At 69.2% G+C, this 24,626-nt stretch carries 24 protein-coding genes; 9 read left to right on the top strand and 15 right to left on the bottom strand.

Annotated elements, in window-relative coordinates; all coding sequences use genetic code 11:
* Positions 1-3 precede the first annotated feature (3 nt).
* On the bottom strand, positions 4-786 hold the full coding sequence (locus ED92_RS29685; RefSeq protein ID WP_037344060.1) for an SDR family oxidoreductase: 783 nt from the start codon (positions 784-786) through the stop codon (positions 4-6).
* A complete protein-coding gene (locus ED92_RS29680) occupies positions 783-1,952 on the bottom strand; it encodes a DUF1214 domain-containing protein (RefSeq protein WP_037344059.1) in 1,170 nt (389 codons plus the stop codon). Before ED92_RS29680 ends, ED92_RS29685 begins: the two co-directional genes overlap by 4 nt.
* 87 nt (positions 1,953-2,039) lie before the next feature.
* On the opposite strand from ED92_RS29680, the gene ED92_RS29675 reads away from it, so the two are divergent.
* Complete coding sequence (locus tag ED92_RS29675) at positions 2,040-2,921, top strand: helix-turn-helix domain-containing protein (protein WP_037344058.1); 882 nt, start codon at positions 2,040-2,042, stop codon at positions 2,919-2,921.
* Positions 2,922-3,176: 255 nt separating this feature from the next.
* Here the strand turns inward: ED92_RS29675 and ED92_RS29670 are convergent, their stop codons facing one another.
* On the bottom strand, positions 3,177-3,644 hold the full coding sequence (locus ED92_RS29670; RefSeq protein ID WP_037344057.1) for a nuclear transport factor 2 family protein: 468 nt from the start codon (positions 3,642-3,644) through the stop codon (positions 3,177-3,179).
* 77 nt (positions 3,645-3,721) lie between these two features.
* Between ED92_RS29670 and cysD the strand changes: the two genes are divergently transcribed.
* Together cysD and cysC are read left to right on the top strand one after the other, a co-directional pair.
* Positions 3,722-4,630, top strand: a complete 909-nt coding sequence (gene cysD, locus ED92_RS29665) for a sulfate adenylyltransferase subunit CysD (protein ID WP_037344056.1) — start codon at positions 3,722-3,724, stop codon at positions 4,628-4,630.
* Positions 4,630-6,456 (top strand): adenylyl-sulfate kinase, encoded by a 1,827-nt coding sequence (gene cysC / locus ED92_RS29660; protein WP_037344055.1) that lies wholly within the window; start codon positions 4,630-4,632, stop codon positions 6,454-6,456. The genes cysD and cysC overlap by 1 nt, the downstream gene beginning before the upstream one ends.
* An 8-nt stretch (positions 6,457-6,464) precedes the next feature.
* On the opposite strand, the gene ED92_RS29655 is transcribed toward cysC, so the two are convergent.
* Genes ED92_RS29655 through ED92_RS29645 form a run of 3 tightly spaced genes read right to left on the bottom strand, consistent with a single transcriptional unit; the run spans position 6,465 to position 8,923 of the window.
* Complete coding sequence (locus ED92_RS29655; RefSeq protein ID WP_037344054.1) at positions 6,465-7,118, bottom strand: response regulator transcription factor; 654 nt, start codon at positions 7,116-7,118, stop codon at positions 6,465-6,467.
* On the bottom strand, positions 7,115-8,344 hold the full coding sequence (locus ED92_RS29650; protein WP_037344053.1) for a sensor histidine kinase: 1,230 nt from the start codon (positions 8,342-8,344) through the stop codon (positions 7,115-7,117). The genes ED92_RS29655 and ED92_RS29650 overlap by 4 nt, the downstream gene beginning before the upstream one ends.
* Positions 8,345-8,353: 9 nt before the next feature.
* Positions 8,354-8,923: a TetR/AcrR family transcriptional regulator gene (locus ED92_RS29645; RefSeq protein ID WP_037344052.1), complete on the bottom strand. Its 570-nt coding sequence runs from the start codon at positions 8,921-8,923 to the stop codon at positions 8,354-8,356.
* An 89-nt stretch (positions 8,924-9,012) separates the two neighbouring features.
* On the opposite strand from ED92_RS29645, the gene ED92_RS29640 reads away from it, so the two are divergent.
* A complete protein-coding gene (locus ED92_RS29640) occupies positions 9,013-10,230 on the top strand; it encodes an MFS transporter (RefSeq protein WP_037344051.1) in 1,218 nt (405 codons plus the stop codon).
* 13 nt (positions 10,231-10,243) lie between these two features.
* Positions 10,244-12,208 (top strand): AarF/ABC1/UbiB kinase family protein, encoded by a 1,965-nt coding sequence (locus tag ED92_RS29635; protein ID WP_037344050.1) that lies wholly within the window; start codon positions 10,244-10,246, stop codon positions 12,206-12,208.
* Here the strand turns inward: ED92_RS29635 and lepB are convergent.
* The 9 genes from lepB to ED92_RS29590 all read right to left on the bottom strand — a co-directional run bounded on the left by lepB (position 12,132) and on the right by ED92_RS29590 (position 19,979).
* Positions 12,132-12,932: a signal peptidase I gene (gene lepB / locus ED92_RS29630; RefSeq protein WP_152611040.1), complete on the bottom strand. Its 801-nt coding sequence runs from the start codon at positions 12,930-12,932 to the stop codon at positions 12,132-12,134. The two genes, ED92_RS29635 and lepB, sit on opposite strands and share 77 nt — an antisense overlap.
* Before the next feature lie 18 nt (positions 12,933-12,950).
* Positions 12,951-13,280 carry a YnfA family protein gene (locus ED92_RS29625; RefSeq protein WP_037344048.1) on the bottom strand — a complete coding sequence of 110 codons (330 nt, stop codon included), beginning with the start codon at positions 13,278-13,280 and terminating at the stop codon, positions 12,951-12,953.
* A 292-nt stretch (positions 13,281-13,572) separates the two neighbouring features.
* Positions 13,573-13,980: a metal-sulfur cluster assembly factor gene (locus ED92_RS29620; RefSeq protein ID WP_016333171.1), complete on the bottom strand. Its 408-nt coding sequence runs from the start codon at positions 13,978-13,980 to the stop codon at positions 13,573-13,575.
* A complete protein-coding gene (gene sufU, locus ED92_RS29615) occupies positions 13,977-14,426 on the bottom strand; it encodes a Fe-S cluster assembly sulfur transfer protein SufU (RefSeq protein ID WP_007029705.1) in 450 nt (149 codons plus the stop codon). The genes ED92_RS29620 and sufU overlap by 4 nt, the downstream gene beginning before the upstream one ends.
* Positions 14,426-15,712: a cysteine desulfurase gene (locus ED92_RS29610; protein WP_037344047.1), complete on the bottom strand. Its 1,287-nt coding sequence runs from the start codon at positions 15,710-15,712 to the stop codon at positions 14,426-14,428. The genes sufU and ED92_RS29610 overlap by 1 nt, the downstream gene beginning before the upstream one ends.
* A 39-nt stretch (positions 15,713-15,751) precedes the next feature.
* On the bottom strand, positions 15,752-16,522 hold the full coding sequence (sufC, locus tag ED92_RS29605; protein ID WP_007029703.1) for a Fe-S cluster assembly ATPase SufC: 771 nt from the start codon (positions 16,520-16,522) through the stop codon (positions 15,752-15,754).
* 36 nt (positions 16,523-16,558) lie between these two features.
* Complete coding sequence (gene sufD / locus ED92_RS29600; RefSeq protein ID WP_037344045.1) at positions 16,559-17,731, bottom strand: Fe-S cluster assembly protein SufD; 1,173 nt, start codon at positions 17,729-17,731, stop codon at positions 16,559-16,561.
* A 2-nt stretch (positions 17,732-17,733) separates the two neighbouring features.
* Positions 17,734-19,182 (bottom strand): Fe-S cluster assembly protein SufB, encoded by a 1,449-nt coding sequence (gene sufB, locus ED92_RS29595; protein WP_007029701.1) that lies wholly within the window; start codon positions 19,180-19,182, stop codon positions 17,734-17,736.
* Complete coding sequence (locus ED92_RS29590; RefSeq protein ID WP_016333166.1) at positions 19,179-19,979, bottom strand: metalloregulator ArsR/SmtB family transcription factor; 801 nt, start codon at positions 19,977-19,979, stop codon at positions 19,179-19,181. Before ED92_RS29590 ends, sufB begins: the two co-directional genes overlap by 4 nt.
* Before the next feature lie 199 nt (positions 19,980-20,178).
* Here ED92_RS29590 and mptB point away from each other — a divergent pair, with 199 nt between their 5' ends.
* From mptB to ED92_RS29570, 4 genes are all read left to right on the top strand, one after another.
* Positions 20,179-21,765, top strand: coding sequence for a polyprenol phosphomannose-dependent alpha 1,6 mannosyltransferase MptB (gene mptB, locus ED92_RS29585; protein ID WP_037344551.1), 1,587 nt, complete (start codon positions 20,179-20,181; stop codon positions 21,763-21,765).
* 19 nt (positions 21,766-21,784) lie between these two features.
* Positions 21,785-22,711 (top strand): ABC transporter ATP-binding protein, encoded by a 927-nt coding sequence (locus ED92_RS29580; RefSeq protein WP_037344043.1) that lies wholly within the window; start codon positions 21,785-21,787, stop codon positions 22,709-22,711.
* Positions 22,708-23,508 (top strand): ABC transporter permease, encoded by an 801-nt coding sequence (locus tag ED92_RS29575; RefSeq protein ID WP_037344041.1) that lies wholly within the window; start codon positions 22,708-22,710, stop codon positions 23,506-23,508. The genes ED92_RS29580 and ED92_RS29575 overlap by 4 nt, the downstream gene beginning before the upstream one ends.
* 65 nt (positions 23,509-23,573) lie before the next feature.
* Positions 23,574-24,542, top strand: coding sequence for a heme A synthase (locus ED92_RS29570; RefSeq protein WP_037344039.1), 969 nt, complete (start codon positions 23,574-23,576; stop codon positions 24,540-24,542).
* Positions 24,543-24,626 lie beyond the last annotated feature (84 nt).

The following is a 24,626-nucleotide window of genomic DNA, read 5'->3' as shown; positions in this document are numbered from 1 at the left end:
CTCTCAATGGTGATATTCGCCAGCGTTGACGTCGAGACACTGACCGGTGACGCACCGGGCGAGCGACGAGGCGAGGAATACGACGGTATCGGCGATCTCGTCCGGCTCCGGCAGGCGGCGCAGATCGATCGTCTCCGCCGTCTCGGCGTACACCTGCTCCGGTGGCACCCCGCGTTCCTTGGCCAGGTAAGCGAAATACCATTTCAGCGAGTCCGCCCAGATGTAACCGGGCGCGACCGAATTGACCCGGATCCCCCGCGGTCCGAGTTCCGAGGCGAGACTTTGCGCGAGCGCGAGCAGGCTCGCCTTCGCCATCTTGTACGCACCGAACGTCCGCCGGGAATGCCGCAGCACGGCCGAATTGATCATCACCACCGAGCCGCCGCTCTCCGCGAGCGAAGGCGTGAACAGCCGCGTGAGCCGCAGCGCGGCGAGCACGTTGGTCTCGAACCCCGCCCGCACGTCGGCCAGGTCGACGTCGGCGAGATCCATGATCGGCGGGATGGCGAAAGCGTTGTTCACCAAGGCATCCACCCGGCCGAAGGCCTTCAAGGCGGACTCGGAGAGATTCGCGGCCGAAGCGTCGTCGGTGATGTCGGTGGGCACGGTGACCGCGCGGCGGCCCAGCGCGTCGACCTCCTTCGCGACCTCGGCAAGCCTTGATTCGGTGCGGGCGGCGAGAACGACGTCGGCGCCCGCCGCGGCACAGCGGATGGCGATGGACCGGCCGAGTCCCGGCCCGACGCCGGAGACCACGACCACCTTGTCCCGCAACAGATCCGTCATCCCAGCATCCTCGCCGCGACAGCGGTCTGACGGGCCGAGATCCGGTCCGCCCATTCCCGCGGGGTCACCCGCGCTTCGTCGTAAAACGGCAACCGGTCGGCCAATTCGCCGAACTTCACCACCTCGACCTCGGGACCGTCGGCTTCGCTCAGCGCACGGGAGAGGCGCTGCCAGCGGATCTGGACGTACCCGCGGTCGTGCCCGGTGCGTTCGAGCCAGTTGGCCAGGCCCGGGTCGCGTTCGCTGATCACGAAACGGATCTTGCCGTCCGGGTCGACCCGCGCCTGGTCGGCGGTGAGGCTCGTCTGATGGTTGATGTAGTCGAGCGAGAGGTACCAGACGCTGCCGAGCTGGATGCCCTGATAGGGCGCGTCCGAACGCGGCACCGTCACGATCATGACCTCTTCGTCGCCGAGTTCGTAGTGCCCGGCCGACGAGTACTGCGTGGTCAGCCCACCCGGTGTGGGACGCGGCTCGGTCATCGTGTTCACCGGCAGGTTCAGGTAGAACCACTTCGGGAAGGCGAGGAACGTACGCAGCCTGCTCAGCAGGATCTTGCCGGTGACGCCGTACCGCTTGGCCAGCCCGTCGCGGGTGAGCGGCGCGGGCGCACCACCCGCGGTGTCGGCGCACTGGATCTGGATCGTGCCGCGGCGTTCGGTGGCCCAGTCGCTGTAGACCTCGCGCACCACGAGCATCGACGAACCCGGGCCGAGGACGAAATAGTTGGGGCCGGGGTCGGGTTTCGCCGGGCCGAAGCGGAGTTCGAACGAGCCGTCGTCGGCGATCTCGATCTCGCGGTCGTCGAAGGCGGCGAGGCTGTCCGGCACCTCGACGGGCGAGTAGTCGCCGTTGAGGACCTGGAAACTGACGTCGGCCGTGCTCCCCCGCGTCCCGGTGACGACGTACTCGCGGTCCTCGCGGATGTTCGCGTTGAAGTACAGCGTGTCCGGGTTGTCCAGGCCCATCTTCGTGTACGGCCCGGTGGACTGGGTGAAGAACGGGTAGTCGCGTTCGTAGGCCCACGCCATCTGCAGTGAGGCGCGGATGCTGCCGGCGAGGTAGTCGTATCCCTCGACCAGATCCTGTTCGGTGCGGATGTGCGGCGCCTCCGCGATGACCTTCTCGGCTTCGGCGATCGCGTCCGCCAACGGTTGAGTGAGCACCGGCGACTCCTCATACTGGTACAAATATGTACCGACTTGGTACGTTCTTCGCATCGTCAGACTAGAACGCGTTCTAAGGATGGGTCAATGGCCCGGCATTCCCCGCCCACCGAGCGAGTCGTGAGGCTGCTCGACTTCTTCACCGCGCACCCCGGCCGGCACTTCGGGCTTTCGGAGCTCGCCCGCGAGCTCGACCTGGCGAAACCGACCTGCCTCGGCATCGTCACCGAACTGACGGCGGGCGGCTACCTGGTCCGCGACCCCCAGCCGGTCACCTACCGGCTCGGGCCCGCGATGGTCGCCGCCGGCCGTGTCGCGAGCGAGGGCTTCGGCGCGAGCGAGGTCGCGCGACGGCATCTGGAGGACTTGAGCAGGCGCTACGGCGCGACGTGCACGGCGTCGGCCGTGGTGGGCGACCGGATCCTGATGCTCCAGAGCGCCGGGCCGGGCCGCGTCAAACTGGGCGAGACGTATCCGTTCGCGCCGCCGGTCGGCCTGATGTACGTGCTGTGGGACTCCGACGCGGCGTTCGACGCGTGGCTCGCCAAACCTCCGGCGGTGCCGGTGCGACTGGACGAAGCACACCTTCGCCGCGTCGTCGCCGAATGCCGGGAGCACGGCTATCTGGTGGAGAGCCTGACTTCCGCGGGGCGGCGGCTCTACGCGCTGATGGCGGGCGTCGGCGCGGAGGACCTGCCGCCGGAAGTGCGGGGCCTGGTGGGGGAACTCGTCTCGAGCCTCGGCGAGCGCGTCTACCTTGGCGCCGATCTGGAGCCGCGGCGCAAGCACGCGGTGAGCCTGCTGGCCGCCCCGACGTTCGACGCTTCGGGACGGCAGGAACTGGTGCTCACGCTCTCGGTCGGCGAGCCGGTCACCGGCGCCGAAATCGCACGACGGGGCGCCGCACTGGTCGCGGCCGCCGATGCCGTCACGGCCGAATCCGGGGGCCGCCACCCCACGCGCATTTAGTCCTCTAAATGCGGTAGTTGCCCGCATCGCCCGGTGCCCTGAAGGCCCCCTTCGAGACGTTCAACGTCCCAAAGGTTCCCTTCGCGACCCACGTGACCAACCCCCGGCCGCATTTAGAGGACTAAATGCGAGCCACGAAGCCCCTCCAGCACCCGGTGTCCCCAATGCCGCGTTGGGGACACTGAGCGTCTCCAATGTGGCATTGGGGGCACCGAGCGAGCCTCGGCCTGCCGCATTTAGAGGACTAAATGCGGGTCAGGGGGACCACCGGTTCGCGGTGAGCTTCAGGCTCGGCACGTCGTCCATCGACATCATCGTTTCGTACAGCCGGTCGTACTGCGTGGACGCGGTCAGCCACACGCCGTCCACCCGCCGGTAGGTGTCCTCGTAGAACGCCGCGCCCTCGATGATCACCCGGTGCTCGGGCACGATCACCTTGTCCCGCATCAGCCAGATCCCGGTCGCGGTGTCGCCGTCGACATCGATCTCCGGCTGCCCGGCGAAATGCACCGTGGTGACACCTGGGCCGACGGCGTTCCGAAAGAACTCGACGATCGCTTCGCGGCCTTCGAACGTAAGCGGTTTGCCGTACGACGGCGTTCCGTACCGCGCGCGCACGTCGGCGGTCAGGGTCCCGGCCATCTCATCCCACAGCTTGAGGTCGAGGCAGCGGAGGTAGCGGGCTTTCAGGCGGCGGATCTCTTCAAGCGCGACCAGGTCCATGCCGACAGCGTCCTCCTCCCCTTGACCAAGCACAAGAACTTGTTCTACTTTTCTGATCTCGAACGACGGAGGTCACGATGGCGTCCCCGGCCTACGAGCTCACCCATCTCGAAGCACTCGAAGCCGAAGCCGTGCACATCTTCCGCGAGGTCGCGGCGACCTTCGAACGGCCCGTGCTGCTGTTCTCCGGCGGCAAGGACTCGATGGTGATGCTTCATGTGGCGGCCAAGGCCTTCTGGCCGTCGCCGCCCCCGTTCCCGGTGATGCACGTCGACACCGGGCACAACTTCGACGAGGTCATCGAGTTCCGCGATCGCACGGTCGGCAGGTACGGGCTCCGGCTCGTCGTCTCCAGCGTCCAGGACGACATCGACGCGGGCCGGGTCGTCGAAGACCCGAAGGCCGGCCGCAACCGGCTCCAGACCGCCGCCCTCCTGCGGGGGATCCGCGAGCATTCCTTCGACGCGGTCTTCGGCGGCGCCCGGCGCGACGAGGAGAAGGCCCGCGCGAAGGAACGGGTGTTCAGCTTCCGCGACGAGTTCGGCCAGTGGGATCCGCGCAATCAGCGGCCGGAGCTGTGGGATCTGTACAACGGCAGGCATCGCAAGGGCGAGCACATCCGCGTCTTCCCGCTGTCGAACTGGACCGAGCTCGACATCTGGCAGTACATCGAGGCGGAGGACGTCGACCTGCCGTCGATCTACTACTCGCACCGGCGTCCGGTCGTCCAGCGGGACGGCATGCTGCTCGCGCACACCCGCTTCCTCACCTTGAACGAAGGCGAAAGTCCTTACGAGGCAACGGTTCGCTTCCGCACCGTCGGCGACGCGACCTGCACCGGCTGCGTCGAGTCGACGGCGACGTCGCCGGGCGAGGTGGTCGCCGAAGTGGCGGTCAGCAGACTCACCGAACGCGGCGCCACCCGCGCCGACGACCGGATCTCCGAGGCGGGTATGGAAGACCGGAAGAAGGAAGGTTACTTCTGATGGGCGCCTCACTGGTCCGTCTCGCGACGGCGGGCAGCGTCGACGACGGGAAGTCGACGCTGATCGGCCGCCTGCTGTTCGATTCGAAGACGGTGTTCACCGACCAGCTCGAAGCCATCGAACGCACGAGCCGCGACCGCGGCGAGGCGTACCCGAACCTCGCGCTGCTGACCGACGGCCTCCGCGCCGAGCGCGAACAGGGCATCACGATCGACGTCGCCCACCGCTATTTCGCCACCCCACGGCGGAAGTTCATCATCGCCGACACGCCGGGACACGTGCAGTACACCCGCAACATGGTCACCGGCGCGTCCACGGCGGATCTCGCGCTGATCCTGATCGACGCCCGCAAAGGCGTGCTCGAACAGTCGCGGCGGCACGCGTTCCTGGCCAGCCTGCTGGGAATCCCGCATCTGGTGCTGTGCGTCAACAAGATGGATCTGGTCGGCTGGTCGCAGGAACGCTTCGAGGAGATCCGCGAGGAGTTCCGCCGGTTCGCCATGAAACTTCAGGTGCACGACCTCACCTTCGTGCCGATGTCGGCACTGCACGGCGACAACGTCGTCCATCGAGGCGCCAGTATGCCTTGGTACGAAGGGACTTCTCTGCTGCATCACCTCGAACAGGTGCACGTGGCCTCGGATCGCAACCTCATCGACGCGCGATTCCCCGTGCAGTACGTGATCCGGGAGCACAGCCGCGACTTCCGCGGCTACGCGGGCACCGTTGCCGGCGGGGTGTTCAAACCCGGTGACGAGGTCGCCGTCCTGCCTTCCGGTTTCACCACCACGGTGCGCGCGATCTGGGGCCCGGGCGGCACCACGGTCACCGAGGCCTTCGCCTCGCAGGCCGTCACGATCGAACTCGAAGACGACCTCGACCTCGGCCGCGGTGACCTGATCTGCCGCCCCGGCAACCGTCCCCACACGAGCCGGGACGTCGACGCGATGGTGTGCTGGTTCTCCGAACAAGGCGCCCTAAGCCCGGGCTCGAACTATCTCGTGCGGCACACCACCCGGGAGACCAAGGCCGAGATCCGCGACCTGGACTACCGGCTCGACGTCACCACGCTGCACCGCGACGAGACCGCGAAGTCGTTGTCCCTCAACGAAATCGGCCGGATCCGGCTGCGTTCCCGGCAGCCGCTGCTGTTCGATTCCTACCGCCGCAACCGCTCCACCGGAGGTTTCCTGCTCGTCGACGAGCATTCCGGCGCGACGGTCGCGGCGGGCATGATCACCGGGCCGAGCGTGACCGCGTCGAACGTCGTCTGGCACACCGCCGCGGTCACCAGGGCGGAACGCGCGACACGCGGGCTCACCGTCTGGCTCACCGGGCTTTCCGCGTCCGGGAAATCGAGTGTGGCCGTGGAACTGGAACGGCGGCTGGTGGCGTCGGGCAGGCCCGCATACCTGCTGGACGGCGACAACCTGCGGCACGGGCTGAACGGGAACCTCGGTTTCAGCCCCGCCGATCGCGCCGAGAACGTCCGCCGCGTCGCCGAGGTCGCGAAGCTGTTCGCCGACGCCGGTGTGGTGTCGGTGGTCTCCTTGATCAGCCCGTACCGGGCCGACCGCGAACTCGCCCGCGCCACGCACGAGGCCGCCGGGCTGCCGTTCCTCGAGATCTTCGTCGACACTCCGCTGGAGGTCTGCGAAGACCGCGACCCCAAGGGAATGTACGCGAAGGCGAGAGCGGGCGAGATCAGCGGGTTCACCGGGGTGGACGCTCCGTACGAGCAACCCGAGAGCCCGGATCTGGTGCTGCGCCCCGAAAACGGCGATCCCGCCGCGATGGCCGCGCTGATCCTCGCCGCCCTCGAATGACCTGAGCCTCAGCCCGCCGGTGTGACGAATCCGGTGTCGTAGGCCTTGATCACCGCTTGCGTCCGGTCCCGCGCGCCGAGTTTCGCGAGCACGTTCCCGACATGCGTCTTGACCGTCTGCACGCCGAGGTACAGCTCGCCAGCGATCTCCACATTGGACAGTCCGCCCGCCATCAGCCGCAGCACCTCACTCTCGCGTTCGGTGAGCCCGGCACCGGACAGGCCGTCGAGTGGCCCCCGGTTCGCCTGCTGCGCGGCCAGCCGCCGGATCGCGGCCGGGAACAGCAGCGACTCCCCCGCCGCCACGGTGCGGATCGCCGCGACGATCTCCTCGGGCCGGGCCCGCTTGAGCAGGAAGCCGCTCGCCCCGGCGAGCAAGGCGTCGTAGACGTAGTCGTCGTTTTCGAAGGTGGTCACGACGATCACCTTCGGCGGATTGTCCATAGTGGACATCAGATGGGTGGTCGCGCGGATGCCGTCGACCGAAGGCATCCGGACGTCCATCAGCACGACGTCGGGCCGGAACCGCGACACCAGGCCGGGCACCTCGGCACCGTCGGACGCTTCGCCGACGACCTCCAGGTCGGGCTCCGAGGCGACGATCGCCCGCAGCCCCGCCCGGATGAGCTGTTCGTCGTCGACCAGCAGCACCCCGATGCTCATCGCCGTTCCCCCCATGGCACCGCCACCTCGACCTTCCAGAATCCGTCCGCGCGGCCCGCGGTGATCGTGCCCCCGAGCACTTCCACCCGTTCCGTCATTCCCCTCAGCCCCCGGCCACCTCCGTCCCGTGACGGCGGCGCGTCGCCGAGCGGATTGGACACCCGCACCCGCAACAGCTCCGCCCCGGCGTCGACGAGGACCGCCACCGGCACCTTACCGGCGTGCCGCAACGCGTTCGTCAGGCATTCCTGCAAGATCCGGTACGCCTCACGGGAGACGACCGGCGGCACCGCGGACGGATCACCGCGCATCTCCGCCGACACCTCGGCGCCCGCCAGCCGCGTGGCCTCGACCAGCGCGGGCAGCTCCGCCAGCCCGGATTGCGGCGCCCTCGACGACGCCTCGTCACGTAGCAGGCCGAGCACGTGGTCGAGATCGTCCAGCGCGGCGCGGGCCGAATCCTCGATCGCGGTGAGCGCCTGCTCGGTGAACTCCGGATCGGACCTCAGGGTGCGCCGCGCCGCGCCGGCCTGGATGGTCACGACGCTCAGCGCGTGCCCGACCGAGTCGTGCAGTTCGCGCGCGAGCCGGTTGCGTTCGGCGAGCTGTTCGGTGCGCTTCTCCAGCTGGGCGATCCGCTCCGCGGCCGAGATCCCCAGCAGGCTCTTGGCGCAGCGGGTCAGCACCGCGCCCGCACCCCATACGACGTAGGCGAGCACGACGACGCCGAGCAGGCAGGCCACCGGGATCCACGCGCTCGCCCAGCCTTTCGGCACCTCGATCGCGCTCGCGTCGGTCAGGGCGATCTTGCCGCTGAACGGGGCCGCGATCGTGAAGCCGAACGCGACCGGGACGAAGAGGCTCACCAGGCTGATGACGCAACCGGTGCTCACGTGCAGCAGGAACATCGCGGTCGAGCGCAGCCGGACGGGCCAGCTCCCCGCGGGCCCGAACACGACTCCCGGCACGGGATCGTCCAGCAGTTCCCGCACGGCCGCGCCTTCCAGCACGCGGACGGCGGGGATGAACGACGACGCGATCATCACCACGACGACGGTGATCAGCCCGATCACGGTCCCGCGTTCCAACGTCACGACGAGGGGCAGCAGCGACGGCACCATGATGGCGGCGAAGAGCACATACGGCACGCTCAGCGCGCCACCGAGGATGAAGTAGACCCATCGACGATAGGTCGCCCGATCCAGGAGCGGGCCGAAAAGTCGCATGGGGTCTTTCTAGCGTGTGCCGGTTTGGCGCGGATCCCTCATCAGTATCTCCGCGATCTCCCTCGCGAGGGTGACCCGGTGCGCGTCCCCGTCGATGCCGGTATGCGCGACGGCGCCTTCGAGCAGGAGGAAGAGCTGCTCCGCGAGCCGCTCGGGATCGGCGGCGCCCGGCGCGTCCTCGCGGAGGAGTTCGGCGAACTTCGCGCGCACCGCCGCCTTGTGCCGGCGGATCACGTCGAGGCCGGGATGCCCGGCGGGCAGTTCGGCGGCCGCGTTGAGGAACGCGCACCCCTGGTCGCTCCCCAGCTTGGGGTGATCGACGTAGGCGTCGAAGACCGTCAGCGCCCGGGGCACTTCGGCCTCCGCCAGCCGCTCTTCGAGGTACGCCCACCAAACGTCGTGACGGCGTCGCAGGTACGCGATCGTCAGCTCCGTCTTCGATCCGAAGGACGCGTACAACGTCTTCTTCGTGACGCCCGCCGCCTCGGCGATGGCCGCGACGCCCACGGCGTTCAGACCCTCCTGGTAGAAGAGCTCGCTCGCGGCGCTCAGGACACGCTCGCCCGCCGGTGTCAGCATGCCTCGACTATACCGATCGGTTGACCAGAGCGCGAAATGCGGGAACACTTCAGAGGTATACCGATCGGTATACCTCTGGAGGAGAGCTGATGGTTTCTTCGTACAAACGCGAGCTGACGTTCACCGCGGCCGGGTTGTCGCTGATCGCGGTCTCGTACGGGCTCGCGAGGTACGCGTACGGCCTCTTCGCCCCGACGCTCCGTACGGAGTTCGGCCTCGACGGCGGCACGCTCGGCGCCATCGCGGCGGGAAGCTACGTCGCGTACTGCCTGGCTGTCATCGCTTCGACCGCCGTGACGACCCGTTGGGGCGCGCGGACGGGTGCGCTCGCCGCCGGGGCGACGGCCACCGCGGGAACGTCCCTGATCGCGGCCGCGCCGAACGCGGGCGTCCTCGCGCTCGGCGTCGTCCTCGCCGGAGCCAGCACCGGCCTCGCTTCCCCCTCACTCGCCGACGCGGTCTCCCGCGTCGTCCGCGTGACCCGCCGGGACCGTGCCCAGTCCGTGGTGAACGCCGGGACCGGACTCGGCGTGCTCGTCTCGGGCCCGGTCTCCCTGCTCGCGGTCGGCGACTGGCGAATGGCTTGGTGGGCCTTCGCCGCGGCCTCGGCTTTGGTGACCTTGTGGATCGCCCGTGTCGTGCCGCCGGTGAAGGACGACCGCGCACGGGGACTGCCGTCGCCGCTGTTCCCACCGGCCACCGGGCGGCTGCTTCCGGCCGCCGCGACCCTCGGCCTGGCCAGCGCGGCGATCTGGACGTTCGGCCGGGACATCGCCGTGAGCGTCGGCGGACTCGACGAGACCGCCTCGACGGTGGTGTGGATCGTGCTCGGCGCGGTCGGCCTGGCGGGCGCGTTCACCGCCGAACTGACCTCCCGCGCGGGACTGCGCCGCGCGTGGTCGGCGGGAATGCTCCTGTTCGCCGGCGCCACGGCCCTCTTCGCCCTCGCCACCCGCTCGCTCCCGGCGCTCGTCGTCGCGGCGGCGCTCTTCGGGGCCGTCTACATCGGACTGACCGGGGTGCTGATCCTCTGGGGTACCAGGGCCTACCCGACGGCGCCCGCGTTCGGTGTCGGCGTGGCGTTCCTGATGCTGGCACTCGGACAGGCCGCAGGAGCACCGCTCATCGGTCTCCTGGGTGATCTCCTCGATCTTCGCGCCGGCTTCCTCGCGGCGGCGGCGATCGCCGTTCTCGGTGTTTTGTTCGCGCCCAAGGAAGCGACCACGACCTACAACTTCGGGGTCCGCTCCCTCGCAAGGGTGAACTCCGTCCCGCCGCAGCGGGAATCGCGCGCGGGCTGCGCGTGATGTCCTCTTCGGCATGAACCTGCTGCTCGGCCTGCTCACCCTGCCCGTCTACGCGCTCATGCTGTGGCCGCTCGTGGTCGGCGCCCGCCGCGTGCTGGGGGTGCGGATCGGCCTGATCCGCGCGGGCTGCGCCGCCGGATTCGGCTGGCTGGTCGCGGGCGGCATCCTCGCCGCGTTCCCGCAGGCGATGTACGCGGGAAACGCCTTCGCCGGACTGGTCATCCCGGTGGCGGGCAGCGCCTTCCTGGCCACGCTGATCTTCCTGTTCGTCGCGGAACTCGCGCTTCCCGCCGGTTCGGGGCTCGGGCTGATCGGCAGGATCCGGTCCATGCGCCGCCGCGCGGCCCGGACCCGGCGCTACTCGCAGATCACCCGGATCGCGATCAAACACGGACTCGGCCGCTACCTCACCGGCCGCCGCGAACCCGGCCTCGCCCAGGTCCGGCACGCCAAACTGGCGCGCTCGCTGCGGCGCGCGCTGGAGGAGGGCGGCGTGACGTTCGTGAAACTCGGCCAGCTGCTCTCGACCCGGTCCGATCTGCTCCCGCCGGTTTTCGTCGACGAACTCAGCAAACTCCAGGACCAGGTCGCCTTCGCCGACGCCGACGAGGTCGCGACGGTGCTGCGGGAGGAACTGGGCGGCGACCCGGACGAGATCTTCGCCGAATTCGACCCGGAACCGATCGCGGCCGCGTCGATCGCGCAGGTCTACCGGGCGAAGCTGCGCGGCGGGCAGGACGTGGTCGTCAAGGTGCAGCGGCCCGGCGTGCAGGCCTTGGTCGAGCGGGACCTCGACATCGTCCGCCGGGTGGCGGCCGCACTGGACGTGCGCGCGGGCTGGGCACGCTCGCTCGGCGTCGTCGACCTCGCCGAAGGATTCGCCGACGCGCTGGTCGAGGAACTCGACTTCCGCACCGAGGCCAGGAACATCGAAGCGGTCACCGCCGCCTCCCCCGGTACCGAGGTCGCCCTTCCGACCGTCCACAAAGAACTGTCCACCGAACGTGTCCTGGTGATGCGGCGTCTCGACGGCAAACCGCTCGCCGCCGCCAAGGAGCAGGTGCCGGTCGCGGAACGGGCGAAGCTCGCGCGGTCGATGCTGCGGTGCGTGCTCGGCCAGGTGATGGGCAGCGGCGTCTTCCACGCCGACCCGCATCCCGGCAACGTCCTCCTGCTCGCCGACGGCAGGCTGGGCCTGCTCGACTTCGGCTCCGTCGGCAGGCTCGACTCGGGCCTGCGCGGCGGGCTGCAGAACCTGATCCTCGCGCTGGACCGCGGCGACCCGGCCGCGTTGCGCGACGGCTTGCTGGAGATCGTCGACCGGCCGGACGAGATCGAGGAACGGCGGCTGGAACGGGCGCTGGGCGCCTTGGTGGCCAAGCATTTCAACCACGGCCAGGCCCCGGATCTCGACATGTTCACCGACCTGTTCCGGGTGATCGCCGACTTCAAGCTCAGCGTGCCCCCGCCGATCGCCGCGGTGTTCCGCGCCCTGGCCACCTTGGAAGGAACGCTGGCCGCGCTGGCGCCGGGATTCAACATCGTCGTCGAATCCCGCGCCTACGCCGCCGAGCAGGTCGGCGCCGGCCTGCGCCCGGAATCGCTGCGGTCCACGGCCACCAACGAACTGATGGCGCTCCTGCCGGTGCTGCGACGGCTGCCCCGCCGCGTCGACCGGATCGGCGACGCGCTGGAGCAGGGCAGGCTTTCGGTCAACGTCCGGCTGTTCTCCGACGAACGCGACCGCGACGTGGTCACCGGTCTGGTGCACGAGATCCTGCTGGCGTTCGTCGGCGTGGCCACCGGGCTGATGGCCGTGCTGCTTCTGGGCAGCGCGACCGGCCCGGAGGTGCTGGCCGGGGTCACGCTGCACCAGATGTTCGGCTACAACCTGCTGGTGGTCAGCGCATTGGTGGGATTGCGGCTGCTCTTCGTCGTTTTCCGGCGGAGCGGACAACGAGCACGATCGCCCCGATGACCCCGACGGCGACCAGCCCCGCCCCGCCGAACGCGAGGTTGCGCGAAGTGCGGAATCCGGTGTCGGCCACCGGATCCCCGGGCAGCCCGGCCTCGACGAACGCGGTGGTCTGCGGGAAGGGGTCGGCGGCGAGGACACTCCCGAGCCCGACGACGACTCCGACGACCTTCGACAGCGGCACGGCGCCGTCACCCGGCATGCCGACGTAGAGCCGTGAGTCCCGGGAATTGTTCCGCTGGTCGCCGACGACGAACACCGCGCCCGGCGGCACCTGGACGCTGAACGGCCGGTACTCCTTGCGCCCGTATCCGTTGTCGTCCTCGGTGTAGGGCTCCTTGACGGGCTTCCCGTTGACGGTGATCAGGTTGTCCTGCGTGCAACAGACGACCTGGTCACCGCCGACACCGATCACCCGCTTGACGATCCGGCCGTCGGCGGGGCTCGAATCCGGGAACGCGGAAACCTCCATGAGGACGACCGCACCGCGAGGGATCTCGGGCAAGGAGGTCCAGCGGTACAGCACGACCGCCCCCGGCTGGATCGTGGGCGCCATCCCGCCGCCGGGAACGCTCGCCATCCGGTAACTCATCAGGGTCCAGAACCCGTATCCGCCGGCGCCCACGCCGACGACCGCCAGCAGGATCATCACGAACAGGAGCGGGGAGAATCTTCGCTTCGGCCCGGGTCTGTCGGCGGGCGGCGCGGGAAAGTCCGTTTCGGTCACAGCGCAGAGTAGCGCCACTCAACCTCGGGGCGCGTACATGATGACCCCGACCCCGGCCAGGCAGATCAACGCGCCGATCACGTCGTAGCGGTCCGGCCGGTAGCCGTCGGCGACCATGCCCCACGCCAGCGAACCCGCGACGAACACTCCGCCGTACGCGGCGAGGATGCGGCCGAAGTTCGCGTCGGGCTGCAAGGTCGCGACGAAGCCGTAGAGGCCCAGCGCGACGACGCCGGCGCCGATCCAGAGGTAGCCGCGGTGCTCCCGGACGCCTTGCCAGATCAGCCAGGCGCCGCCGATCTCCAGCAGGGCGGCGAGCGCGAAGAGCGCGATGGACCGGAAGATCATCCCGGCAGCTTATTGCCGCGTGGTCCGACCTTATGTCCTGAAGGCCCCCTTTGAGACGCTCAACGTCTCAAAGGGGGCCTTCACGACATGAGGTTTCGCGTGCTTGAACGGACGACTCGCGTGATCCAGCGGACGACACGCGTGTCTGGATGGACGACACGCGCCCGGCGCTACTCGCGTCAGCGGCGCAGTATAGGCCGTTATACGCCACCGCAAGTCCCAGAAGCGCGTGAAGGCCTCCTTCCCTCGGCTGAGCCGAGGGAAGGAGGCCTTCACGCGCGAAAACGGGGAATCAGACGGTGAAGCCGAGCGCCCGCAGCTGTTCGCGGCCGTCGTCGGTGATCTTCTCCGGACCCCACGGCGGCATCCAGACCCAGTTGATCCGGAAGTCCTTGACCAGCCCCGTTCCCCCGCCGACGAGCGCGGCACCGGTCTGGTCCTCGATGACGTCGGTCAGCGGGCAGGCCGCCGACGTCAGGGTCATGTCGATGGTGGCGGTGTTGTCCGCCTCGACGCGGATGTCGTAAACGAGCCCGAGGTCGACCACGTTGATGCCGAGCTCAGGGTCGACGACGTCGCGCATCGCCTCTTCGACGTCCTCGACCTTCGCCACGTCGGCGCTGTCCGGGGCGGCGGCGGTCTCGGCGTCGAGGTCGGCGGCCGTGCGGCCCTCGCGGGTTTCGGTCTGCTGTTCGGTCATGCCGTCTCAACTCCGTTGGTCGTGCGGGCGACGGCGTCCTTGAACGCCATCCATCCGAGCAGGGCGCATTTCACGCGGGCCGGGTACTTGGCCACGCCGGCGAAGGCGATGCCGTCCTCCAGCACGTCCTCGTCCGGCTCGATCTGTCCCTTGCCCTGCATCAGCTCGACGAAGGCGTCCATGGTGGTGAACGCCTCCTCCACGGTGTGCCCGACGACGAGATCCGTCAAGACCGACGTGGACGCCTGGCTGATCGAGCAGCCCTGTCCCTCGTAGGAGACGTCGGCGACCTTCCCGTCGTCGACCTTCACCCGCAGCGTCACCTCGTCGCCGCAGGTCGGGTTGACCTGGAACGACTCGGCGTCGAACGGCTCGCGCAGACCGCGGCCGTGCGGGTTCTTGTAGTGGTCCAGGATGATCTCCTGGTACATGCTCTCCAGGTTCATCACGCCACCCCGAAGAACTTCTGCGCCTCACGCACACCGTTCACCAAAGCGTCCACTTCGGACAGGGTGTTGTAGACGTAGAACGACGCGCGCACGGTCGCGGGCACCGAGCAGGCCCGGTGCAGCGGCCACGCGCAGTGGTGCCCGACGCGGACGGCGACACCGAGGCTGTCCAGCACCTGCCCCGAGTCGTGCGGGTGGACGCCGTCGATGACGAACGAGACGAGCCCGCCGCGGTCGACCATGTCAGTGGGGCCGACGATCCGCACGCCCGGGATCTCGCCGAGCCCGGCCAGCGCCGCCTCGGTGAGGACGTGCTCGTGCGCGGCGACGCGGTCCATGCCGATCGCCGACAGGTAGTCGGCGGCCGCGCCGAGGCCGACGGCCTGCGACGTCATCGGGGTGCCCGCCTCGAACCGCTGCGGCGGCGCGGCGAAGGTGGTCTGCTCCATGCGGACCAGCTCGATCATCGAGCCCCCGGTCAGGAACGGCGGCATCGCTTCGAGCAGCTCGCGGCGGCCGTAAAGGACACCGATGCCGTACGGCCCGACCATCTTGTGCCCGGCGAAAGCGGCGAAGTCGACGTCCAGCGCGTGCAGGTCCACCGGGAAATGCGGCACCGACTGGCAGGCGTCCAGCACGACCAGCGCGCCGACCTTGCGGGCCTTCTTCACCAGGAACTCGACCGGGTTGATCGTGCCGAGCACGTTGGACTGGTGCGTGAACGCCAGCACCTTGGTCCGCTCGGTGATCAGCTCGTCCACATTGGACAGATCGAGCCTGCCGTCCGCGGTGACGGAGAACCACTTCAGCGTCGCGCCGGTGCGCTGGCTGAGCTGCTGCCACGGAACCAGGTTCGCGTGGTGTTCCATCTCGGTGATGACGATCTCGTCGCCGGGACCGAGCTTGAACCGCTCGGCCTCGGGACCGGCCGTGGCGGCGTTGCTCATCGCGTAGGCGACGAGGTTGATGCCCTCGGTGGCGTTCTTGGTGAACACCAGCTCGTGCGGGGAGGCGCCGACGAACTCCGCGATCCGCACGCGGGCGGACTCGTAGGCGTCGGTCGCCTCCTCGGCGAGCTGGTGCGCGCCGCGGTGCACCGCGGCGTTCGAGGTCTCCAGGAACCGGCGCTCGGCTTCGAGCACCTGCGCCGGCTTCTGGGACGTCGCACCGGAATCCAGATACACCAAGGGTTTCCCGTCCCGGACCGTGCGGGTCAGGATCGGGAAGTCGGCCCTGATGGCCGCTACGTCCAGCGGAACAGAGTTAGCCGTGGTGGTGGTCATCGGGCCAACTCCTCTCGGTGTAGTCGTGAAGTTCAGTGATCAGACGGCGGCGGTCTCGGCGGAGCCGGTGTACTTGACGTACCCGTTCTCCTCGAGCTCGTCCGCGAGTTCACGGCCACCGGACTCGACGATCTTGCCGCCGGCGAAGACGTGCACGAAGTCGGGCGTGATGTGCCGCAGGATCCGCGTGTAGTGCGTGATCAGCATGACGCCGGCGTCGTTGTTGGCCTTGAACTCGTTGACGCCCTCGGACACGACGCGCAGCGCGTCGACGTCGAGGCCGGAGTCGGTCTCGTCGAGGATGGCGATCTTCGGCTTGAGCAGCGCCAGCTGCAGGATCTCGTGGCGCTTCTTCTCGCCGCCGGAGAAGCCCTCGTTCACCGAACGCTCGGCGAACTCGGACGAGATCTCCAGCTTGCCCATCTCCTCCTTGACCTCCTTGACCCAGTGACGCAGCTTGGGGGCCTCGCCACGGACCGCGGTGGCCGCGGTGCGGAGGAAGTTGGACATGGACACGCCCGGCACCTCGACCGGGTACTGCATGGCGAGGAACAGGCCCGCGCGGGCGCGCTCGTCGACGCTCATCTCCAGCACGTCCTCACCGTCGAGCAGGACCTGCCCGGAGGTGACTTCGTACTTGGGGTGGCCGGCGATGGCGTAGGACAGCGTGGACTTGCCCGAACCGTTGGGGCCCATGATCGCGTGGGTCTCGCCCGACTTGATGGTCAGGTTGACGCCCTTGAGGATCTCCTTGGGGCCCTCCTCGGTCGTGACCGAGGCGTGCAGATCCTTGATTTCCAGCGTAGGCATTTCTTTCCTAAAAGTCTGATGTGGACGGACGAGGGCTCAGGCGCCCACGGCTTCGAGTTCGGCTTCGATCGCGGCCTCGAGACGCTCGCGCACCTCGGGAACGCCGATCTTGACCAGGATCTCGTGGAAGAACCCGCGTACGACCAGGCGGCGCGCGGCGTCTTCGCCGATTCCGCGCGACTGGAGATAGAACAACTGCTCGTCGTCGAACCTTCCCGTCGCGCTCGCGTGGCCCGCGCCTTCGATCTCGCCGGTCTCGATCTCCAGGTTCGGGATCGAGTCGGCCCGCGCGCCCGGCGTGAGCACCAGGTTGCGGTTGAGCTCGTAGGTGTCGGTGGCCTCGGCGGCCGCCCGGATCAGCACGTCGCCGACCCACACGGTGTGCGCGTCGTCGCCCTGCAGCGCGCCCTTGTACATCACGCGCGACTTGCAGTTCGGCACCGCGTGGTCGACGAAGAGACGGTGCTCCTGGTGCTGGCCCGAGTCCGCGAAGTACAGGCCGAGCATCTCGACGTCGCCGCCCTTGTCGGCGAAGGTCGCCGTCGGCGAGACGCGGACCAGGTCACCGCCCAGGGTGATGACGATGTGCTTGAGGCTGGCGTCGCGCCCGAGCTTCAGGTGCTGCTCGGAGACGTGCACCGCGTCGTCGGCCCAGTCCTGGACGCTGACCACGGTGACGTTCGCCGAATCGCCGATGACGAACTCGACGTTGTCGGCGTACGTGCCGGAGCCGACGTGGTCGAGGACGATGACGGCCTCGGAGAACTGCTCGGCGCGCACCTGCACGTGCCCGTAGGCGACCTTGCCCTCGCCGGGGCCGGTGATCTTCACCGTCGACGGCTTCGACGTCTTCGTCTCCTTGGGCACCGTGATGACGGTGGCCTCGGTGAACGAGGAGTACGCCTGCGCGGCGATCCGGTCGCTCGGGACACCCGCGGCGCCGAGGCGCTCGTCGTCCCGGCCGACCGTCTCGATCTTCAGTTCGGGGGCGGCGTCGGCGTCCACGGTGGCCGAACCCGAGGCGGCGGCGGACCCGTCGTGCAGGCCGCGCAGCCGCTTCATCGGCGTGAAGCGCCAGTTCTCCTCACGACCGCCGGGGACCTCGAAGGCCTCGACGTCGTAGGAGGTGAATCGCTCCGCGCGGGACGTGGCCGGGATGACCACGCCCTCGCGCATCGCTTCGGAAACGTTGTTCTCGGTAACCGACATGACTAGCCGACGGACCCTTCCATCTGAAGCTCGATCAGGCGGTTCAGCTCGAGCGCGTACTCCATCGGCAGCTCACGCGCGATGGGCTCGACGAACCCGCGCACGATCATCGCCATGGCCTCGGCCTCGTCGAGACCGCGCGACATGAGGTAGAACATCTGGTCTTCGCTGACCTTCGAGACGGTCGCCTCGTGGCCCATGGAGACCTCGTCGTTGCGGATGTCGACGTACGGGTACGTGTCCGACCGCGAGATCGTGTCGACCAGCAGCGCGTCACAGACGACGCTGGACCGCGAGTGGTGCGCCCGCTTGGCGACCTTGACCAGGCCGCGGTACGAGGTGCGGCCACCGCCGCGCGCCACCGACTTCGACACGATGGTCGAGGAGGTGTGCGGCGCCAGGTGCTCCATCTTCGCGCCGGCGTCCTGGTGCTGGCCCTCGCCCGCGAACGCGACCGAGAGGACCTCGCCCTTGGCGTGCTCGCCCATGAGGAACACGGACGGGTACTTCATCGTGACCTTGGAGCCGATGTTGCCGTCGATCCACTCCATGGTCGCGCCCTCTTCGCACTTGGCGCGCTTGGTGACCAGGTTGTAGACGTTGTTCGACCAGTTCTGGATGGTCGTGTAGCGGCAGCGGGCGCCCTTCTTCACGATGATCTCCACGACCGCCGAGTGCAGCGAGTCGGACTGGTAGATCGGCGCGGTGCAACCCTCGACGTAGTGCACGTAGGCGTCTTCGTCGACGATGATCAGGGTCCGCTCGAACTGACCCATGTTCTCGGTGTTGATCCGGAAGTAGGCCTGCAGCGGGATGTCCACCTTGACGCCCTTGGGCACGTAGATGAACGAACCGCCGGACCACACCGCGGTGTTGAGCGCGGAGAACTTGTTGTCCCCGGCCGGGATCACGGAGCCGAAGTACTCCTTGAAGATCTCCGGGTGCTCCTTGAGCGCGGTATCGGTGTCCAGGAACAGGACGCCCTGCGCCTCCAGGTCCTCGCGGATCTGGTGGTAGACGACCTCGGACTCGTACTGCGCGGCGACACCGGCGACGAGGCGCTGCTTCTCCGCCTCGGGGATGCCCAGCTTGTCGTACGTGTTCTTGATGTCCTCGGGCAGGTCTTCCCAGGAGGTGGCCTGCTTCTCCGTGGACCGCACGAAGTACTTGATGTTGTCGAAGTCGATCCCGGAGAGGTCCGCACCCCAGTTGGGCATCGGCTTCAAGTCGAAGAGCTTGAGCGCCTTCAGTCGCGCTTCGCGCATCCACTCCGGCTCGGACTTCTTCGAGGAGATGTCGGTGACGACGTCCTCGTTCAGTCCGCGACGGGCGCTGGCGCCCGCCTCGTCGGAGTCCGCCCAGCCGAACGCGTACTTGCCAAGGGACTCGATGGTCTCTTCCTGGCTCATGGGCGCGGTGGTGGGAGTGCGCTGCTCGGCAGCGGCAGTCATGCGGGTTTCCCTCCATTCGGGATCCGTGCTGTGCGCCCTGGGGAGGGCGCCGTGCTTCCCGGCCCGGGTGTGGCCGGGTGACCCGTCGAGACGACGGGTACGTGTGTGGTGCACGCGTTGTCACCGCGTGCGATGGTCGCCAGCCGCTGGACGTGAGTACCCAGCAGTTCCGCGAAAGCCTCGGTTTCGGCTTCACACAACTGAGGGAACTCGGCGGCGACGTGGGCGACCGGGCAATGGTGCTGGCAGAGCTGTTCGCCGACACCGACCTGACGGGTCGACGCAGCGTAGCCCTCCCTGGTCAGCGCCGCAGCGAGAGCCTCGGCACGGGCGGCCGGGTCCGTGTGCTTGGTGATCGCGTCCTGGTGCGGACCGACCAGCGAAGCGACGCGAGCCTCCGCGAAGGCCTTCACGGCGTCTTCGCCGGCGTGTTCGGCGAGGAACCGGATGGCCGAGGACGCGAGGTCGTCGTAGGCGTGCCCGAAGCGGGCGCGGCCGGCTTCGGTGAGGAGGAAGTTCTTGGCGGGACGGCCTCGTCCGCGGGGGCCCCGGCGGGGCGCGTCCCGGGTTTCGGCCTCGCCGTCGGCGAGCAGCGCGTCGAGATGACGGCGGACGGCGGCGGCGCTGATACCCAGCTGCTCGGCCACCACGACGGCGGTCATCGGACCCTGTTCCAGCAGCAAACGGGCCACTTCGTGCCTGGTCCGGCCCTCGGGACCGACCTGCACGGGGACAGGCTGGACCTCGGCGCGGGGCATGTCGCCACCGGCCTCGTCCTGCGTCCCCGTCTTTTTCACAACACAAGTGTGACGTATTTCCGGGGAGACGGCAAAGAGGGGTGCCTCACGGAGTGGCGTGGGTCACGTCGGCGCGGCTGAGCACAGGGGTAACCACGTACCCGCCCGGTCTGTTCCCTCCGGTCGCTACCCTTCGTGCGTGGTAGTGGGCGATCACCCGGCACAGCGGGACAAGGACGAAGACCGGGCGGCGGGGTCGGTGGCGACGCTCGTGCCCGGGCGCCCGCACGATCCGGAACCGCTGGACGACAAGGAACTGCGCGGGCTGAACGTGGTCCGCCGGTTCGGCGCGGTCGGCTCCCTGTTCCTCGCCCTCGGCTCGCTCGGCGCGGGTGCCGCCCCGGTGATCAACCCGGTGCAGGAGATCCCGGTCCTGCGGCTGTTCACCCGGATCCCGATGGTCTCGCTCGCGATGGGCCTGGCGGGCATGGCGATCATCGTGCTCAGCTGGCTGCTGCTCGGCCGGTTCGCCCAGCCCGCGCGCCGCCGCCTCGCCACCCAGGGCCAGCTCGCCCGCACCATCGCGCTCTGGTGCGCGCCACTGCTGTTCATCCCGCCGCTGTTCTCCCGCGACGTCTACAGCTATCTCGCGCAGAGCGAGATCGTCGCGCGCGGGATGGACCCGTACTCCCTCGGCCCGGCCGAAGCGCTCGGCGTCTCCGACCCGCTGACCTCGGGCGTCTCCAACATGTGGCGCGAGACCCCGGCGCCCTACGGCCCGCTGCTGCTGCGCCTCGGCGGCTGGCTCGCGCCGCTGAGCAGCGGCAACATCGTCACCGGCGTGTTGCTGCAGCGCGGGCTCGCGCTGATCGGCGTCATCCTGATCATCTGGGCGCTGCCCCGGCTGGCCCGCCGGTTCGGCGTGCAGCCCGCCACCGCGCTGTGGCTCGGCGCGGCGAACCCGCTGCTGATCTTCCACTTCGTCGCCGGCGCCCACAACGACGCGCTCGCCATCGGGCTCATGGTGGCCGGGCTGGAGGTCGGCCTCCAGCGGATGCCGGTGCGATTCAAGAACGACGAACCGCCACCGCTGGCCAAGGGCGAACTGCTGTACATCGGGCTCGGGGTGGTGCTCATCACCCTCGGCGTCGCGGTGAAGATCAACGCGATCCTGGCGCTGCCGTTCTTCACGGTGATGGTCGCCAGACGCTGGCACGGCCGGATCAAGGACCTCCTCACCGCCGCGGTACCGATGGCGTTGCTGTTCGGCGTGACCCTGGTGGCGGTCTGTTACGGCACCGGCCTGGGCTTCGGCTGGGTCGGCGCGCTCGGGACGCCGGGGCTGGTCCGCTCGTGGATCTCGCCGACGTCGGAACTCGCCGCGCTCGGCGGTGTCCTCGGCATCGCGCTCGGCCTCGGCAACCACACCAACGCGATGGTGCCGATCCTGGGCTCGCTCGGCTATCTCGTCGCGGGCGCGGTGACGGTCAAGTTCCTCTGGGACAGCTTCAAATGGCGCTACCGCCCGATCATCGGGCTCGGTGTCTCCCTCGGCGCGGTGATGGTGCTGCACGTCGCGCTGCAGCCCTGGTATCTGCTGTGGGCGATCATCCCGCTCGCCGCGGCGGCGGGGACCTCGCGGTTCCGCATCGCCGCGACGATCGTCACCGCCGTCCTGCCGTTCCTCCTGCCGACGACGGGGAGCACCTTCGAGGGCCGCGGTTTCGTCCTGCCGTTCGCGTGGGCCGCCGCCGGGGTCGTCACGCTTCTGGGCCTGTTCATCGTCCACCGCCTCTCACCACTGCTGCTGTCCAGACCGTCCCCGGAGCATTCGGTCCCGGCGTGAGGCCGTATCGTGACCTGTCGTGAACGCCCCCGCCGTCGAGATCACCGGGCTGGTGAAGCGCTACGGATCCACCACCGCCGTCGATGGACTCGACCTGCGGATGGAACGTGGCACCCTGCTCGCTCTGCTCGGCCCGAACGGGGCCGGCAAGACCACCACCGTCGAGATCTGCGAAGGCTTCCTGCGGCCTGACGACGGCGAAGTCCGCGTGCTGGGCCTGAACCCGGCGCGCGACGGCGCGGCGCTGCGGCCCCGGATCGGCGTGATGCCCCAGGGCGGTGGCGCGTATCCCGGCGTCCGCGCCGACGAGATGCTCGGCCTGGTCGCCGCGTGCGCGGCGAATCCGCTCGACCCGGCCTGGCTGCTGGACGTCCTCGGTCTTTCGGGAGCGAGGAAGACGCCGTTCAAACGGCTTTCCGGCGGCCAGCAGCAACGGCTCTCCCTCGCCTGCGCGCTCGTCGGACGGCCGGAGCTGCTCTTCCTCGACGAGCCGACGGCGGGGATGGACCCGCAGGCCCGCCGCCTGGTCTGGGATCTGCTCGAAGCGCTGCGCGCCGACGGGGTCAGCGTGCTGCTCACCACGCATCTGATGGAGGAGGCCGAAACGCTGGCCGACACCGTGGTGATCGTCGACCACGGCAAGGTCGTCGTCGAAGGTTCCCCGCAGTCGCTGACCGTCGAAGCCGGCGAGACGGCGCAGTTGCGGTTCAAGGCCCGCACGCGGCTCGACACCGCGCTGCTGACCGCGGCGCTGCCCGAGGGGCACCTCGTCCACGAATCGGCGCCGGGCACGTATCTCGTCGAGGGCGCGATCGATCCGCAGGTCGTGTCGACGGTGACGGCGTGGTGCGCGCAGCAGGGTGTCATGCCCGAGGAACTGCAGGTCGGCAGGCGCACGCTGGAAGAGGTCTTCCTGGAGCTGACCGGACGGGAACTGCGCGCATGACCACGACGCCCACCCCGCGGTTCACCGCGGGCACGTTCACGCCCGCGCCCGGTCGCGGTTCGCTCGGCAAGATGCTCCGCACGCACGCGAAGGTCGAGGCGAGCCTGACGCTGCGCCACGGCGAGCAGATCCTGCTGACCCTGCTCATCCCGCTCGCGCTGCTGATCGGCCTGTCGCTGCTGGACATCCTGCCGTCGTCACAACTCGGCGATTCGTCCAAAGTGGACTGGATCACGCCGAGGATCCTCGCGCTGGCGGTGATGTCGTCCGCGTTCACCGGACAGGCCATCGCGCTGGGCTTCGACCGTCGTTACGGCGTCCTCAAACGGCTTTCCGCGACCGCGCTGCCCCGCTGGCTGCTCGTCGCGGGACGGGTGGCCGCCGCGCTCGTGGTGGTCGCGCTGCAGGCGGTGATCCTCGGTGTCGTCGCCGCGCTGCTGGGCTGGTCGCCGTCGCTCGGCGGGATCCTCGGCGCGATCCCGTTCCTGATCGTCGGCACGCTCGCGTTCGGCGCGCTCGGCCTGCTGCTCGGCGGGGCGCTGCGCGCGGAGGCCGTGCTGGCGCTGGCGAACATCGTCTGGTTCGTGCTGCTGCTCGCGGGCGGCATCCTGCTGGCGCCGTCGACGATGCCGTCCGGCGTGGCGTGGATCGTCGAACTGCTGCCTTCGGGCGCGCTCGCCGAAGGGCTGCGGTCGGTGCTGCTGGACGGTTCGTTCGGCTGGGGCCCGTTCGCGGTGCTCGTCGGCTGGGGTGTCGTCGCGGGCGCGGTGGCGAGCAAGACCACTCGCCTGACCTGAGGCGGCCGACACAGCCCGGCGCGGCCGGTGGAAGGCTCTCAGGAAGGGCGTTCTAGCATCGGACGGTGCCGTTCCAGAGCCTTGTAGCGCGTCTGCCGTATCCCTCGTTCGCGGTCCAGCGAGCGGTCGCGATAGCGGCGGTGATCGCCCAGGCCGGAATCGGCGTCACCGGATCGGTCGTCCGGGTCACGGGTTCGGGTCTCGGCTGCCCGACCTGGCCGCAATGCGTCGAAGGCAGCATCGTGCCGGTCGCGCACCCCGAATTCGACGCGCTCACCCAGTGGATCGAATTCAGCAACCGGATGCTGACCGGAGTGGTCATCCTGGTCGCCGCGCTGTGCGTGATCACCGCGTGGCGTGTGCAGATCGAGCACCCGAGCCGCCGCCGTCTGGTGAAGCTGGCCTGGACGATGCCCGCCGGCGTGATGCTGCAGGCCGTCGTCGGCGGGATCACCGTGCTCGCGAAACTCGAATGGTGGACCGTCGCGCTCCACTTCCTCGCCTCCACTCCCCTGGTCTGGCTCGCGGTGCTGCTGCTGCGGGCGTTCAAGGAGGGTGACGAGCCCGCGCGCTGGCTGATCCCGGACGCGGGCCGCAAGACGTTGATCGTGCTCGCCGCGGCCATGTGGGCCGTGCTCGTCGCGGGCACCGTGGTGACCGGCGCGGGCCCGCACGGCGGCGACCCCGGCACCCACCGCCTCCAGGCCCCGATCGAGACGCTCACCCAGGTCCACGGCGGACTGCTGGTGGTCTACCTGATCGTGCTGGCCGTCTTCGGGCTCCAGCTGATGCGGGGCGAGACGCCGAAGCCGGTGTGGCGGCGCTACACGATCGTGTGGGTCGTCGCGCTTTCCCAGGGCGTCCTGGGCTCGGTGCAGTACGCGCTCGGCGTACCGGAAGCGCTGGTCTCGCTCCATGTCCTCGGCTCCGCGCTGGTGATCATCTCGACGGCCGCGCTGTGGTGCGGTTCGCGCGATCGTGGCTCCGCGCCGGTTTCGCCCGCCGCCGACCGGGAACTCGCCACTTCGAACTGACCCCTCGGCAAACCGGACGTAACCCCCGGGCGGCGTGCTCGCCAGACTGCCCCCTTACGCTGCGCTCGGTGCCCCACTCGGGGG

The organism is Amycolatopsis sp. MJM2582, from assembly GCF_000754115.1.
In the GTDB taxonomy this organism is placed as follows: Bacteria; Actinomycetota; Actinomycetes; order Mycobacteriales; family Pseudonocardiaceae; genus Amycolatopsis; species Amycolatopsis japonica.
This window is presented reverse-complemented; position numbering and strand designations above follow the sequence as displayed.